The sequence below is a fragment of the Sporosarcina sp. Marseille-Q4063 genome, assembly GCF_018309085.1.
GTDB lineage: Bacteria > Bacillota > Bacilli > Bacillales_A > Planococcaceae > Sporosarcina.
On the sequence record NZ_CP070502.1, the window covers coordinates 2643887 to 2659573 of the forward strand.

The window sequence follows — 15687 nt, forward strand, 5'->3', positions numbered from 1 at the left end:
GGCGCCTGGAGCTAGACGAAAAAACGACTTACATTTTAAGAAACAAAATGTAAGTCGTTTTGTTATTTTCTTCTCTTCATTAAAAGCATTTCCGCTTTAAGCCCTTTAAGTAACGAGAAAACCATCAGTAATATAATGAACGAGAACGGCAATGCTGCAATAATGATCGTGTTCTGCAAAGCAGTTAAACCGTTTACGGATAATAGGATGACAGCAATTGTCGACTGAATGGCCCCCCAACCAAGCTTCACTGCATTTGGCGGTGTTAACGAACCGTATGTTGACTGCATGCCAAGAACGAATGTCGCGGAGTCCGCGGAAGTAATAAAGAATGAAGCGATTAACAAGACTGCAATGATTGACAAGACCCATGGCCAAGGCATCACGCTAAACATTTCAAAAACAGTTAGCTCAGTCGACGATTTGGCTAAATCACGTGCACCTGTCCTTTGAATATTAACTGCTGTTGTACCGAATGTTGACAACCAGAAAGCCCCTAGAATTGTCGGCGCGAGTAAAACCCCGATTAGAAACTCCCGAATTGTACGTCCTTTTGATACGCGGGCGATAAACATACTAACAAACGGTGCCCAAGCAATCCACCATGACCAGTAGAATATCGTCCAACCATTTAGCCATTCCCGATTACCTTCATTGAGCGGCGCTGTTCGAAAACTCATTTCAATAAAGTTCGCCAAATAACCGCCGAAGGAATCCGTAAACATATTCAGGATGAGCAATGTCGGTCCAAGAATAAGGACGAATAATAGAAGCACAACCGCTAAAACGAGATTCGTATTGGATAAGTATTTAATCCCTCGACTAAGTCCCGACCAAGCCGATGAAACGAACAAAACAGTGACAACCGCAATAATAACGAGCTGGGGCAAAAACCCGATTTCCACACCAAATAGATAATTCAAACCAGCATTAATTTGAACTGCACCGAAACCGAGGGAAGTAGCGACCCCAAACGTTGTAGCGAAAACAGCAAGAACATCGACGAGAATACCCCATGGACCTTCCATCTTTTTACCGAAAATAGGCTTCAATGTCGCTGAGATTAAACCCGGTTCTCCTTTGCGGAACTGGAAAAATGCTAGTGATAGGGCAACGATTGCATACATAGCCCAAACATGAAATCCCCAGTGGAAAAATGAATAACGCAATCCTTCTTTAAATGCTGCCGCCGTATTAGGGTCGGCTGTCGCTGGATCGACAGCGTAGTGGGACAATGGCTCGGCTGCTCCGTAGAAGACAAGTCCGATACCCATACCGGCAGAAAACAACATGGCAATCCAAGTGACCGTGGAAAATTGTGGTCGATCAGAATCTTTCCCGAGTCGGATTTTCCCGTACGGGCTTAAAATGATAAATACGCTTAACGCCACCATGAATGACATGAGCACCATGTAGTACCAGCCAAACGTTGAGGCAACGAAGTCTTTTATGGTCGTTGTAACTGCTTCAAAGCTCTCTGGGGCCAATGCGCCATAGCCAACTGCCAATATGATCAGTGCCATTGTTATATAAAATACATTTGATATTTTTCTCATAGTTCCTCCTATAGAAATACGGATTAGACATAGTTTCCAACTATATCATATTCATTATTAAATACAACCGCCGCAGTAGTGAACCATTAAAAACGTACTTTGGACCTTATATAGAATATTAGTACTAGAAATTTCTTTTTGTAGTTATTAGCCTAAACCATTCTTAAGAGCTTTGGTATAGCACTTAAGCATTTGACAATCCCTCTTAACAAAATACCCACCTTTTCAATTGTGTAAACTGAAAAGGTGGGTAATAAATATTATATATGTTATATGTTATATGTTTTTTCGCTACTTTTGTTTTTTCATTAATTTAACTTCTGCTCTGAGTGCCTTCATTAATGCAACGACCATAAGCAACATGACGAAGGAGAACGGCAAAGCTGCAATAATAATGGTGTTTTGTAGCGCGGTTAATCCGTTAACCGAAAGCAAAATGACGGCAATTGTTGACTGAATCAGTCCCCAGACGAGTTTGACATTGTTCGGCGGCGTCAATGAACCTTTTGTAGACTGCATACCCAGCACGAAAGTTGCAGAGTCTGCCGACGTAATGAAAAACGAGGCAATTAATACTATGGCAACAACCGAAAGGAATAATGACCAAGGCATTGCGTCAAACATTTCAAAAATAGTCAATTCCGTACTGAACTTTGTTAAATCGACAAGACCGCTCATTTGAATATCAATTGCTGTTGTGCCGAATGCGGCAAACCAAAATGTACCTAAAATAGTGGGTGCAAAAAGTACGCCTGTTAAAAACTCTCGAATTGTCCGTCCTTTGGAAACACGGGCGATAAACATACTTACAAATGGGGCCCATGAAATCCACCAGGCCCAGTAGAAAATTGTCCAACCATCGAGCCATGCCCGATCATCGCCGCCCATGGGCGCTGTACGAAAGCTCATCCTGACGAGACTCGAAATATAGTCACCTAACGAATCAGTAAACATATTAAGAATGAGTAAAGTCGGCCCAAGAATGACGATTAAGCCAAGAAGCAGAAATGCAACGACTAAGTTCGTGTTTGATAAATATTTGATACCTCTGCTTAATCCTGACCATGCAGATGCTATGAATAAAACCGTCACGACGGCAACAATGAAGAATTGTGAAGTAATGCCAATCTCAATTCCGAATAAGTGGTTGAGGCCTGCGTTAATTTGAACAGCACCGAAGCCGAGCGAAGTCGCGACGCCAAATGCAGTCGCAAATACGGCTAGAACATCAACGAGAATGCCCCAAGGACCTTCCATCTTTTTACCGAATATCGGCTTCAATGTTGCTGAAATTAAGCCCGGTTCATCTTTTCTGAACTGGAAGAATGCTAATGATAAGGCAATAACGCCATACATCGCCCAGACATGAAATCCCCAGTGAAAATAAGATTGTCGTAAGCCTTCTTTAAAGGCTGCAACTGTATTTGGATCTTCAGTCGCTGGACTAATTGCAAAGTGCGATAACGGTTCTGCGGCACCGTAAAACACAAGTCCGATTCCCATACCTGCAGAAAATAGCATGGCAATCCATGTCACGGTTGAAAATTGCGGACGGTCCGTGTCTTTTCCTAAACGAATTTTTCCATAAGGGCTTAAAAGAAGAAAAATTGCCAAGGCAACCATAAATGACATCAGCATCATATAATACCAACCGAACGTTGACGCGACGATGTCTTTGATGTTTGTGGTAACAGCCTCAAAACTTCCTGGCGCAATGGCACCGTAACCAACCGCTAAGATAATGAGCGCGATTGTTATAAAAAATACATTTGATATTTTCTTCATTTTTCCCCCTACTGATATTTGGTTTTTTGCACATAATTTTCAACTATACCAGAATCATTTTTTAAGGCAAATCAAGTTTTAAGGATAGTGTTCCGAGATTCGTAATTTTTATGCACCGTTTTATAGTTGTTCAAAGTGCTACAGAATCGGGATTCAGTAGTGGGGGATTATGTACGAAACAAGTTTCTCTGTTGAAAATAAATCAATCAATAAATGAATACAAAGACGTGTTTTTGAAGGGGGGAATTCATGTCTTTGAACCTACTAATCTTCGTCTTTTATATCGCGATCAGGTGGAAGAGGTTCATTCAACCATTCGGTCATTTGCTTTTTTGCAATTTCAAGTTGCTTAAAATAGAGTCCGAACTGGTCTTGGTTAATCATAAACTGCTCACCGTCATGAACAGCGCGAATACGACCTTCCAAGACGTATTGAGTGACTTGTTCGACAGGCATACCAAGATGCTCGGCGGCCTTGGAAATTGTGATATACATCGTTTCGCACGCTCCTTAGTAAAATACCCGCCATTTCAAACTGAAATGGCGGGTATTAAATATTAAATAAGTTTCTTGAAATCCAATCGCTTGTCTAAAGCCATAAAAATTGGAATACCAATGGTCATAACGACGAATTCGCCAATTGCAACGGTTACCCATCCAATGAGGAAAGGCAGTTCGAAAACAATGTTCAATTCGATGGCGATTAAGAACCCAAAGAACGAGAAACAGATTGTATTAAACATCATCCGTTTAACAATGCCGTTTATAAACTTCGCGGAGAAAATAGTGACCGCAAGTGAAATGGCAGTCATTCCGACACCGAAAACGATGTCATATATGCCAAGTGGTGAAAATAGATTGGCGATGAAGACGCCGATGACTATTCCGAAAAAGTATTTCTTATCGAATACAATGAGATGGTTGAACATCTCCGAAATCCTGAATTGGATATTTGAAAATGCTAAAGGCAAAATTGCCAATGTGACGGCAACATACAAAGCGGCAATAATCCCGCTCGTAGCCATAGTTCTAATGTTCATTATTCATTTCTCCTTAGTTTTTTATCGTGGGATGGTTACGAACCACGTCTTGAAACCCCATGTTTAATGGAGTTTGCAAGTTCTATTATAACCCATGTGTAATATTTGTGTAATATGATTTGAAATAAATTATATTTGTGCAAAAACCTCTAACATCTTTTTCTCGTCTCTCTCTCTTAATTCTTTAATCATGTGTGAGTATACGCGAATCGTTGTATCAACATCGGCATGTCCTAATCGTTCAGATACATAGTGAATAGAAATACCTTTATAAAGTAAAATGCTTGCGTGTGTGTGTCTCATACCATGTATAGAAACAGGTTCTATTTTTAATGAGATTAGCAATTTCTTCAGACTTTTATTTACAGCCGTGTTACTGATTACTTTATATTTTGAAGCGGGACTATAAAAGACGAGCTGGTAAATATTATCGGGAGTTTTGGCAAACATTTTTTTAAATTCACTCATTGTTCGATTATCCATTTTAATAATTCGATTAGATTCTTTGGTTTTTGTTTTTTTTATCTCTGCATCACTTGTAGGTAAATATCTACGTGTTTTATTAATTTTTATAGTATTGTTTTTAAAATCAAAATCGTTTCTCGTTAATCCAATCATTTCTCCAAAACGCATTCCACTAGTTAGAGCTAAAAGTATAACATAGTATACTACACTATTATCTAGATTTTTTAGTAGTACATCTAATAATATTTCACTTTCCCCCCAATGTAAAAACTTTTCCTCAACAGGTTTTCCATCATTACCAGTTAAGACAATATTTCTGGTGAAATCTCGATGTATAATTTCCTCATCTATTGCTTCTAAAACACATGCCCGTATTTGCGAGTTTATTTTTTTCATAGTTTCTTTCGCCCGATTTTCTCCAACTTTATTTAGGAATAATTGATAATCACTTTTTTCAATTTCTTGAATCGGTATATCGTTAAAATAGCTACTAATTATATTTAGAGTGTTTTTGTAATGATATTGAGTTGTTGAATCAAGATTACTCTTATAAAGCGAAATCCATTTTTCGAAATAAATATTAAATGGTTTTGGTTTAATAGCAACTTTAATTCCTTTATTTAGTTTTGTTTCTACTTCCATGGCGGCAACTTGTGCTTCTTTTTTTGTTCGAAAACCCCCTTTTCTTATAGGTTTAAGCTTACCATTTACATAATGGCTAACTGTATATTGCCAAGACTTACCTCTCTTTATAAATGAGGCCATATTATTGATATCCTTTCAATGAAGATATTTTTATTTCGCCAATAAACAAACCATTTGATTCTGTAACCATTTCTCTAGTCTTGCATTTGCAAATGTATGTTCAACATTGAATAGAGTTGCAATAAGTCCAACTGCTTCGCATCTAAGCTGGGGTAATTCCAAATGATTCAACATGAATGTTGGGATGCAGAAATGAAATGCAAACTGTTCTGCTTGCCACTCTTGATACTCACGAAAGGGATCGTTCATAGAGAACTGGTATCCCTCATGGTTCAAAATGTGAGCCAGCTCATGTGCAAAGTCCTGCCAAATTTCCTGTTTTGTTTGATTCTCATTAAGAAAAATACTGTAAGTCCCTCCCAAATTATTCGCTTCACTAGACTCATCGAAGTAATAGATATTGATTTGTAAAATGTCTGAAATAGTTTCGATAAGAGCGTCATGGTAAAGCTGTGACGGTTCTGAAATGTTTAGCAAACGATAAATGGAAAAAACCTTTTCTTCTATTAAGGACAGACCAGAAAGTTTCAAATTTAATTCGACATCCTTTTCACGAACTGATAGGAATGTATGTTCGGTTGATGGTTATAATAATACCCTATCTCAATAAAAAAGATAGGGTTTATATTTTTCTGTGATTTTAAAAGACGTTTTATTTATCTGCGTTTTTAATAATATCCCACATTTTACGCAATTTCCGCAAATCTTCTTCATCAGAATTAGGTAATTCCGAGTGCCAACGTTTTAAGTCAGGATCGGAAATAGCTTTTTGGAATCCCTCTTCGTCATTGTCATAAGGGGAAAGGTTATTCGTGCGGCCAAGAAGGAAATCAGTTGAAACATTATAAAGATCTGCCAATTTCTTTAATATTTCAGTATCAGGATCACGATAATCTCTTTCATAGTTCGATAATACAGCATTGGTAATCCCAACTTTTTTTGCTACATCTACCTGTGACCAATTTCTTTTTTCTCTTTCCTTTTTTAACCGAACTCCTAAGCTCATATAATCACCATTTCCATTTTTCTCACCTATAAGTAATTATACCCTAATTCAACGTAAAGTTAATACTTTTCAACTAAAAGTTGAGTTACGACTTGACAATAAACGTTAAGTTGAATATAGTGAGGTTACAAATTAAACTTTACGTTGAATCAATAATTTTAGGTGGTGAATAAATGACGAGTTCAGTAAATAAGAAAATTAGATGTATCAGGAAGAAATTAAATGTCAATCAATCACTTATCGCTGATAAGCTGAACATTACAGTGCAGTCTTACAGTATGAAAGAGAGAGGGACACGCCCGATTACTACTGGTGAGCTAGAAACAATTGCAAAACAATTAAAAGTACCAGTCGCTATTTTTTTTGAAAAATAATTCAACGTAAAGTTTAACCTCAATCCAAATCAAAGAAGGAGGAACCGGAATGGTGCAACAACTTTCAGTCAATCTTACAATTCCAATTCCACAAGATTCTGTATTGATTGGCAAAGTGGAGCTTGAAGAATTAAGAAAACTAGAACTAAGTGGCGTGTATTGGAACATGAAAGAGTTAGAACATCGTACGGGAAAAAAACACGAATGGTTAAAGGAAAATATTCTCTTTCGACAGCAATTTCGAAAAGAACTTGATAGCGAGAATGGCGGCTATGTTTTCTATCCAAAAGGAAAAGGTCAGACCTGGTCATTTCAAGCGTCAAAGATGGCAGTTTTTCTAGATAAGAACTTCCATCGAGTTTTTAGGTAACGGGAATAAGAAAAAATTCTTTAAGTATTTAACACGCAGTTCATATATCAAATGTACAAACTAAGAAAGGATGAAGGGGATATGACATATTTTGTAGTTCAGGTTCGTAGCGGAGCGGAAATTGAAGTGAAAAATATGTTGAATACTGTTTTGAATAGAGCAGGCGATTCAATGGTTAGAGCTATCTATGCAATGGAGACATTCACTGAAATTATTCGTGATGACAGTACTGCTGTTGATCTTTCGGAATTAAATTTAGAGGACATTTCTGAACATTTGTATGTAAAAAGAATCCAAGCAGGCTTAAACAATCTTCGCATCGCTTGCGACAAACTGAAAGAATACAAAGATGCCAATTCTCTTGCCTTGCTTGAAACTTATAAAGACAGCATCCGTGGATTATCTAAAGAATTAAGAAAGGTTCGAAAGAATACGAAGAGAATAAGTAGCGTTATAAGCGGCTATATTTTAGTGGAGTTAAATGTAGATTTTTATTACTTCCCAGATAATTTGTGGCATTTAGTAAAATCTGTGCCCAATGTAACTGGAATTCCAAGTAAGTACAATGTTCCGCAAGAAGAAGTCGATACTTTTTTCCAACAGGTAGATATTACACCAGAAGTGGAAATGCAATTTGAAGAACTTCTTTCAAGTGAAGAAGCTGTTGAAGTTAGAAATGAAATTCTGCATGAAGCGAATAAAGTAGTTGGTACAGATGAAGAAAAAGTGTTACTTGGAAAAATTGATATTATTGCTACTGATGTTGTTGAATCTATAAATGAAATGAAAAATGACATTGATTCTTCTAACTCAATCAAGAGAAACGTCGAACGATGTAAAGCATTTATTCGTCGTAAACGTCAAACAGTAGTGATGCCTTTGGATATATTCTTGAATCTTTATAACGATATTGAAGTACAAAGCTTTTTCCTAGCCCAAAATTCCTTCGGATTTCTTAAACGCTTTAGAACCATATTGTGTAGACACGACAAGATGGTGAGTATGGAATGAATGAATTCAAAGGGAAAGTTGTAAGGGTTCTTTACAGGAATGAGGATTTTCTGATTGCTAAACTGCAAACAGATAAAGAAGAACTCACAATTAAAGGGAGCATTTACGGGGTAGATAAAGGTGAAGAAATAAAGGTTCGCGGGGCTTGGGAAAATCATGCGAAGTTTGGGAAACAGCTCGCGGTGGAGTTTTGGGAAAGACCGATTCCGCAAACAAAAGATCAAGTTATTGCATTCCTTGCATCATCTCTTGTAAAAGGTTGTGGACCAAAGCAATCAACCATGATTGCTGAAAAGTTAGGTGAAAACGCTTTGATGATAATCACTCAACAAGGCGAAACAAGCTTACAAGGTATTAAAGGAATTGGGAAGAAGCGGGCTAATAACATTGTAGAAAGCATCAGGTCTACGTTTGAGGTACAGAAAATCATTGCGGAATTACTTGTGTTCGGAATAACCGCAAGTATGGCAATGCGGCTGTATAAAGAGTATGGGTCAAATACGGTAGCAATAGTTACAAAAAATCCATACAAGCTAACAGAATTAAACCTGATAGGATTCTTAAAGGCTGATGAGATTGCTCAAAAGATGGGTATATCACCCTTATCAGGATATCGCATTGATGCTTGTGTGAACTATGTCTTGAAGGAAAAGTGCTTCACTTCCGGTCATTGTTATATCACCGAAGAAAGTCTTCTTGCGGAAGCTGCCCGTTCGTTAAATCATAATACACTTGATGAAAACAAAGTTTCGATGGATGAATTAGCACAAAGTATTTACCGTTTAGAAGAAAAACATATCGTTATTGAAGATAATTTCGTTTATCCAAAGTTTTTATTCACATATGAAGACAGGTTAGCTCGGAAACTTTCAGAAATGAGAGGTTCTCGGGATGGCGTAGCATTGCCTTCGTTAGATAAGCAGATACTCAAGTATCAAAAGAAGCGGGGAATAATTCTTGCTGAGAAGCAACGTGAAGCGGTTAGACGGTTATTTGAAGAACAGATGTTAATACTTACTGGAGGTCCGGGTACAGGAAAGACTACCGTTATTCGTGCCATGCTCGACATGTACAAAGAAATGCATCCAGAGGACATTATATGCCTAGCTGCTCCAACCGGAAAGGCGAGTAGACAATTGTCAGAGGTGGCTGGACATGTCGCATCTACAATCCATAGGCTGATTGGGTACCAACAGGGAGAGATTCCTACCTATAATTGGCAAGATAAACTTCCTTGCGATTTGTTAGTCGTTGACGAAATGTCGATGGTGGATGTTCAGTTAGCTAGTTTACTGCTGGATGCACTCGAAAGAGACACGAAAATTCTCTTTGTGGGTGATAGGGATCAATTGCCATCGGTTAGTCCTGGGAACGTTCTAAGTGACCTGATTCAGTCAGGATTACCAACTGTGGCTCTTACAGAAGTATTTAGACAAGCACAGGAAAGCCAAATAATTAGTAATGCCCATAGAGTTAATCAAGGTAAATCACTTCTTATCGACAGCGATAAAGGTGATTTTTATTTTATTAATCAAGAAAATCCAAAAGGAATTGCAGCATTGATTGTTAAAAGTGCTTTACGTTTTCAAGAATTAGGTTATTCCATATCGGATATTTTAATATTAAGTCCGATGAAAAAAGGACCTGCTGGAACACTTGCATTAAATGAACAGTTAAGAGATGCCTTAAACCCTGCTGAATCTACTAAAAATGAATGGGAGATTGGGAAAAGACTATTCCGACTTGGTGATAAAGTCATTCAGATTAAAAATAATCAATCAAAAGGTGTTTTTAATGGCGATATTGGTGTGATTACTAATATTTCAAAAGAAGTAAATAAAGATAATGAGATTGTTGAAAAAATGACATGTGATTTTATGGGAGTAAAGGTATCATACGAAAAGAGTGAAACCAACGAATTAGAATTAGGTTATGCCATCACTATTCACAAGTCACAGGGCGGTGAAGCACCTATTGTTATAATCCCAGCTACCACAAGCCATTATGTTATGTTGGCGCGGAATTTAATGTATACAGGCATGACAAGGGCAAAAGAAAGAATCGTTTTGATTGGTACACAAAAGGCGATGGAGATTGCTATTGGAAATAATAAACTCACTGAAAGGAACAGTGGCTTATCAGATCGTATCACCTCGTATACCGAATATAACAACCGATTCAGTAGGGAAGATGCAAGCGGTGGGAGGGGGTGATATGGACATGCGTGACGCTTTAGAAACAGCAGAAAAGCAAGCTAGACTTCGCGATGGTGAAAAGTTAGTGGATGTAGCTGCTGTAGCAATAGAGGAACAGAAAGCAAATGGGCAAGGTTACGCCCTTTACAAGTTGAAAAATAAAAACAAGGCATTATTTGTTCAAACAATTCAAGAAAACCTCGATGTGCTTATCAGGACTGAATTCCTGACGAATGCAGAGTTAGGTTTTCTTTTTTCTTTGATGCCGTTGGTCCAGTTGCATTCAAATGGGATTACTGATAGAGAATCCGGACAATTTATGACAGTATCAGAAATTGCAAAGTATTTAAATCGTGATCGAACAGGAATTAGTGCAACAATCCAAAGCCTTCTTGTAAAAGGGATATTATTTGAACTGGTGGATTCACAGGAGATTAAGGAGCATAAAAGAAGCGTTACTCGTCGACCATTATTTATGAATCCCGAAATTATTTATGCCGGAGATCGGAACAGAATAAATGCTACATTATCAAAGTTGGTTATCGAATTTGACAAATTGGAGAGAAAAAAGGTATTGCTTTCCTGGAAGTTATGGTTAAAAAATGGCGAAGAGTTCGGGAGGTTGTATAGCAGAAAAAGTTATTTGGAATTCAAAAAACTGAAATGAATTAGCAAGATGTGGAGAAAATACTACACTCATTATTGTTGATTTATATAGAGTTTTAGCACTTCTTTTAGAGGGTGTCGAAAAAATTCTACACCTTAAATTCGTATATTGAGGGGGTAAGTATGAAAAGGGGGTGTCGAAATATATCGACACATGTGTAGACAAATCTCTACAGTTAAAAACGTATATAAACATTGTTGTGAAAGGACTTTTAGGAGATTTAAATATGTCGCCCTATCTCACTCTTTTATATACGGCTGCCGTACTAGAATTTATCCCTGTATCTTATGCGGAAAGTTACGATGAAAAAGTAGTTGTAATTTAAGGCGAATGATACTCTATTATGTTTTATAAAAAATTGCAAACCATATTATTTTTGCAATAGATTTGGAAATAGAAAATGGAACAAATTAAACCTGGGCTGGAAAAAGGAATGGATAGCTCTTTCAGCTCTTCAATTATTCAGCCCATGTTTTAACCTGTTCAACGCCATGATCTAAATTAAGTATAGTCAATAAATAAATGAGCAGTAACCATTTTTTGTAACTGTCAAAAGCAATCGAAATATTTTTGGTTGTTTTTTAGAGGAACAAAATTATTAATCGGAAGGCAGGAGATACAAAATGGGACATGAAGAAATGAAAGATACAAACGATAGTTTAGAATCGACATTTGAATAATGGAGTGGTCCACACACGCTTTATCAGGGATGGTTGCCGGATACACAGTTACAGGAGGTGATTGGCAGGGAGCGGTCGTTGGAGGAATTGCAGGTGTGCTACCGGATCTCGATGAACCAAAGTCTAAGTTTGGGAAGTTGTTCTTCTTCATAGCTGTACCACTTCATTCTATATTTGGTCATCGGACTTTTACACATTCCTTGCTATTTTCATTATTAGCAGGGCTTTTTATATTTCTGTTTACAGAATGGTGGGTGGCCCTGTCGGTGAGTGCGGGAATACTTGCACATATAGCGGGAGATATGCTTACCGGAAAAGTGAAATTCTTCTATCCGTCTGCTAAGTCCGTTGGGATTCCGATTCCATCATTTAGTTTTACATGGATAGACCGAATCACAAGACTGTTGCTTGTTTTAACTATTGGCTGGATTGTACTTACAAAAGTAATTTGAATTTATAGGAGGTAAAAAATTGGAAAACGTTGCAGTAGATTTGGGTTATGGCTACGTCAAAGCGATTTCGTCATCGGGAAAGCGTGTAATTTTCCCCTCGTTGGTCGGAAAAGGATACGACAGGGGAATCACAAATATCCTTGGAGATACACCAAATGACTTAGCAAATATACATGTAGCAATTACAGGTGAAGATTATTTTGTCGGCGAGCTAGCAAATGAATCCCGTTCTTTATCTCGTATCTTTGAACGTGAACGTTTTAATCATATGTACACACATATTCTACTAAATACGGCTATTCATCTTGTAACGGACGGAAAAGGTGGTTCTGTGAATCTGTCAACAGGACTCCCACTCGATTTCTATCAAGCACAGGCAAAGGATTTTCAAACGTCCATTACAGGGATTCAGTCACATATTGAATGGAAATCGGGTCCACTCGTGGAAGGCGCTAAACAAGTAAATATTGAACGTGCCTTAGTATTTCCACAAGGTGCTTCAGCAATCTTTTCAGCATTAATTAATCACGATGGGAAATATACCTATCCTCATTTAATGAACCAAGGAACGCTTATTGGATTGGTTGATATCGGTTTTAGGACAACGGATTTTGTAGTAGTTGAAATTCAGCAAAATGGATCATTTGTTCCAAAGGCAAAATTATCTGGGACAGTGGATGACGGTGTAAACAATCTATACAGAGATATACGTCAAGCCTTTAAAACAAAAACGGGTGGTGCGGATTTAAGTGAACATTACATTTCCCGAATTTTAAAAGACGAACAATTGACTTACAAAGGAAATAAAATTGATTTCAGTAATATCATTCAGTCAAGTAAGAAATCCATAGCCACTAATATTGTTGACCGATTAAAAAATGTATGGGCTGAAGAATCTGATCTATTTGATGCGATATTCTTGGCAGGTGGTGGCGGAGAACTCTTTGAGCCATTCATCCAGCCCCACTTTGATAATCGATTGGTAAAGATTACTGAAAGCCAGTTTGCAAACACGATAGGTTATTTAAGATTGGGTAAATCGGTATTCGGTCAATTAGAACGTAGAAAATCAGTGATTTGATATGAGCGTTAATTGGGAAAAGCGATATAGTTTTCGGCTGCAAGAAGAGGATAAAGAAATTTATAAATTACTTCAACAAGTCCCGGATAATAAGCGAAGTGAAACAATTCGGCAGATGCTGAGATTCGCCTTTCGAACGATGTCGGAAGGAAAGAAAACGGAGCAAGGAATCCAAGATCTTTTGGCTGAAATAAAGTCATTAAAAGAAAATCAAGAATTGCAACATCAGGAGTTGCTAATGAAAATAGGAACTGGTGTAGCAATTAGAAATGAAGAAATAAAAGAATCTGACGACAACAAAATGAATGATCAAGCGATTGACGATAGCGCGAGTGCGATGCTATCGTCTTTTGGTGTTAATTTTGATTAATTAGAGGGAGGTGCCGAAATGGTTAGGACAAAAGAAGAGTTGCGTAAAATCAAAAAGCAAAAATTCTTAAAAGTATCTGAAACGCTGAGAGTGTGTGACTCCTGTGAATATAGAGGTTTAGTAATGACGGGGGATAGTTCACAAATCAAGGAACTTGTTGAATCAATATGTGGGGGGTGTCCGAACTATAAAAGAATGCGGAGCGTGGGTGACGAGCTATGGCATACAGATACGAACATTGAAGCGATTCTGGAAAAGAAACAAGAGATTACAACACAAGAAATACTAACGCTGCTTGAAGAAGGCGTAACGAAAAAGAAAATTAGAGAGGCTTTAGGGATCCATTCAGCTATTGAATTTAGGGAGTTCATATTAACGATTGCTAATAAATAATAGGGGGCATTTTAAAATGAAATTAGTGGAAGATACCGTAGAAAGTTACCGCAAAGCAGATAGTACGATAAAACGACTTTTAAAGGAAATGGATGAACTTATGGATAACATCAATATTTTCAATTTGAATTCGGAAGATGTGCAAAAGTATTTCACGTTGTATAAGGCCAAATTGAGACTTGAAGAAGCATATTCATCAATTGTTGATCTGAATAAGGAAATTCAACTCGAAGGATATTTGCGTAAAAATAATCGAGGCCGGTATGAATTAAACGGTTTTGAGTTAACAAGTGGCGGATTGATTGATATATGGCGAGATGATCCAGAAATGAAGGATGGAGGTTATTACGTTCCCAGCAGGATTGAACACCATGCAACGGATTATTACTGCGTTGATATGCCTGAGGCGATGTTGGAAGGATTGAAAGCGCGTAACAGGGTATCACCGTTATCAAATTAAATTGAAAGGAGGATTTTCATGCTACTGAATTTGGAAGAAACCTATAGAACTGTGTTACTAAAAGAAATGTTAGAGAATGAATTAGAAGAATTAGAATCAGCTTATAGGTGTCCAGTGGACGAAAAGACAGTAAGTAAAGCAGCAATCAGTAAAACGATAATGCGTCTTTTCGTCTGGGTGCCGATTTTCATGGTGCTTGTTAATTATGTTCGTAATGGTGTTGATCTTTTTATTTTCATCTATACACCTGTTTTTCTGTTCTATACAGCAGTTTACACTGCGATAATTGTTTCGTTTATTTACGCCTATAACTTTATTGTTAGGAAATATAACAAATCCAAAGTAGGGGTAAATGAAGCATCACTCTTCTTTGAACAAAATAAAGTGGTACTTCAAGAAAATATTAAAACGGTTGAAGATGCGTTGATGACTAAATCTACTCTAATTCCTATGTATCATTCAAAAGCGAAGTTGGGAAAAATGATTGAGTATATGAAAAAAGGACGAGCAAGAACAGATGAGGACGCTATCTATCTATTTGAAAAGGAACATCCTAGATATAGCCAGCCAGGTCCTCCCAAACGAAAAAAACGTTTTATCAATAGAGAAGGGCTGACAAAGAGAATGAACCGTTTTGGTCGTTTCATAAGTATCGTATTTTTTGCCTCGTTAGTAGCAAAGAGTCTAAATAGATCAAGTGCTCCTAGAAGATAAGCTGTCTATCCATATTATAGAAGGTTGGTTTTCAACGAATATTTTTTGAAAGGAGGTGATTTCGTGTTTAGAACTATTATCGGAATAATCCTAATGATATTCTTGATTGCAGTTGTCGGAAGTCTATTATTAGAACAGTTTCCAACCCTAGTCCCGTTGTGGGAAGAACTGAAAATGCACATCGGCACTCTTTATGAATCATCCCTTGTTAAATATGGCACAATCACTACACTGCTCCTAATTGTTGCTGTTTTTATTATGGTAGGAAGTTCAAAAAGAATGTGATGAATTCTGAAAAATAGA

19 protein-coding genes and 1 riboswitch are annotated in these 15687 nt (G+C 37.4%); of the genes, 12 read left to right on the forward strand and 7 right to left on the reverse strand.

The features are described from left to right. Positions 1-62: 62 nt before the first annotated feature. The 7 genes from JSQ81_RS13750 to JSQ81_RS13780 form a co-directional block, all read right to left on the reverse strand. Complete coding sequence (locus JSQ81_RS13750; RefSeq protein WP_212604589.1) at positions 63-1556, reverse strand: glycine betaine uptake BCCT transporter; 1494 nt, start codon at positions 1554-1556, stop codon at positions 63-65. A 291-nt stretch (positions 1557-1847) separates the two neighbouring features. Further along, the gene (locus JSQ81_RS13755; protein ID WP_212604590.1) at positions 1848-3341 is read right to left on the reverse strand and encodes a BCCT family transporter; all 1494 of its coding nucleotides are present in this window, start codon (positions 3339-3341) and stop codon (positions 1848-1850) included. A 264-nt stretch (positions 3342-3605) separates the two neighbouring features. Further along, positions 3606-3836, reverse strand: coding sequence for a MerR family transcriptional regulator (locus JSQ81_RS13760; RefSeq protein ID WP_212604591.1), 231 nt, complete (start codon positions 3834-3836; stop codon positions 3606-3608). A gap of 62 nt (positions 3837-3898) precedes the next feature. Continuing rightward, entirely contained in the window at positions 3899-4381 is a 483-nt protein-coding gene (locus JSQ81_RS13765; protein ID WP_212604592.1) for a QueT transporter family protein, read from the reverse strand. A 7-nt stretch (positions 4382-4388) separates the two neighbouring features. Next, positions 4389-4433: riboswitch (PreQ1 riboswitch) on the reverse strand. Between the two features lie 77 nt (positions 4434-4510). Continuing rightward, positions 4511-5611: a tyrosine-type recombinase/integrase gene (locus JSQ81_RS13770; protein ID WP_212604593.1), complete on the reverse strand. Its 1101-nt coding sequence runs from the start codon at positions 5609-5611 to the stop codon at positions 4511-4513. A gap of 30 nt (positions 5612-5641) precedes the next feature. Next, entirely contained in the window at positions 5642-6142 is a 501-nt protein-coding gene (locus JSQ81_RS13775; RefSeq protein ID WP_212604594.1) for an ImmA/IrrE family metallo-endopeptidase, read from the reverse strand. A gap of 121 nt (positions 6143-6263) precedes the next feature. After that, on the reverse strand, positions 6264-6617 hold the full coding sequence (locus JSQ81_RS13780) for a helix-turn-helix domain-containing protein (RefSeq protein WP_212604595.1): 354 nt from the start codon (positions 6615-6617) through the stop codon (positions 6264-6266). Between the two features lie 173 nt (positions 6618-6790). Here JSQ81_RS13780 and JSQ81_RS13785 point away from each other — a divergent pair, with 173 nt between their 5' ends. From JSQ81_RS13785 to JSQ81_RS13840, 12 genes are all read left to right on the forward strand, one after another. Next, entirely contained in the window at positions 6791-6991 is a 201-nt protein-coding gene (locus JSQ81_RS13785) for a helix-turn-helix domain-containing protein (RefSeq protein ID WP_212604596.1), read from the forward strand. 49 nt (positions 6992-7040) lie between these two features. After that, positions 7041-7361: a DUF771 domain-containing protein gene (locus JSQ81_RS13790; RefSeq protein ID WP_212604597.1), complete on the forward strand. Its 321-nt coding sequence runs from the start codon at positions 7041-7043 to the stop codon at positions 7359-7361. 81 nt (positions 7362-7442) lie between these two features. Further along, positions 7443-8372: a transcription termination/antitermination NusG family protein gene (locus JSQ81_RS13795; protein ID WP_212604598.1), complete on the forward strand. Its 930-nt coding sequence runs from the start codon at positions 7443-7445 to the stop codon at positions 8370-8372. Next, on the forward strand, positions 8369-10585 hold the full coding sequence (locus JSQ81_RS13800) for an SF1B family DNA helicase RecD2 (protein ID WP_212604599.1): 2217 nt from the start codon (positions 8369-8371) through the stop codon (positions 10583-10585). The genes JSQ81_RS13795 and JSQ81_RS13800 overlap by 4 nt, the downstream gene beginning before the upstream one ends. 1 nt (position 10586) lies before the next feature. After that, the gene (locus tag JSQ81_RS13805; protein WP_212604600.1) at positions 10587-11234 is read left to right on the forward strand and encodes a MarR family transcriptional regulator; all 648 of its coding nucleotides are present in this window, start codon (positions 10587-10589) and stop codon (positions 11232-11234) included. Between the two features lie 679 nt (positions 11235-11913). After that, entirely contained in the window at positions 11914-12366 is a 453-nt protein-coding gene (locus JSQ81_RS13810; RefSeq protein ID WP_212604601.1) for a metal-dependent hydrolase, read from the forward strand. A gap of 19 nt (positions 12367-12385) precedes the next feature. Beyond that, positions 12386-13447 carry a ParM/StbA family protein gene (locus tag JSQ81_RS13815; RefSeq protein WP_212604602.1) on the forward strand — a complete coding sequence of 354 codons (1062 nt, stop codon included), beginning with the start codon at positions 12386-12388 and terminating at the stop codon, positions 13445-13447. Between the two features lies 1 nt (position 13448). Continuing rightward, positions 13449-13817: a hypothetical protein gene (locus JSQ81_RS13820; RefSeq protein WP_212604603.1), complete on the forward strand. Its 369-nt coding sequence runs from the start codon at positions 13449-13451 to the stop codon at positions 13815-13817. Positions 13818-13835: 18 nt separating this feature from the next. Then, entirely contained in the window at positions 13836-14210 is a 375-nt protein-coding gene (locus tag JSQ81_RS13825) for a hypothetical protein (RefSeq protein ID WP_212604604.1), read from the forward strand. 16 nt (positions 14211-14226) lie between these two features. Further along, positions 14227-14670, forward strand: coding sequence for a DUF5348 domain-containing protein (locus tag JSQ81_RS13830; RefSeq protein WP_212604605.1), 444 nt, complete (start codon positions 14227-14229; stop codon positions 14668-14670). An 18-nt stretch (positions 14671-14688) separates the two neighbouring features. Then, a complete protein-coding gene (locus JSQ81_RS13835; RefSeq protein ID WP_212604606.1) occupies positions 14689-15384 on the forward strand; it encodes a hypothetical protein in 696 nt (231 codons plus the stop codon). 63 nt (positions 15385-15447) lie between these two features. Next, entirely contained in the window at positions 15448-15669 is a 222-nt protein-coding gene (locus JSQ81_RS13840) for a hypothetical protein (protein ID WP_212604607.1), read from the forward strand. The last annotated feature ends 18 nt before the right edge of the window (positions 15670-15687 follow it).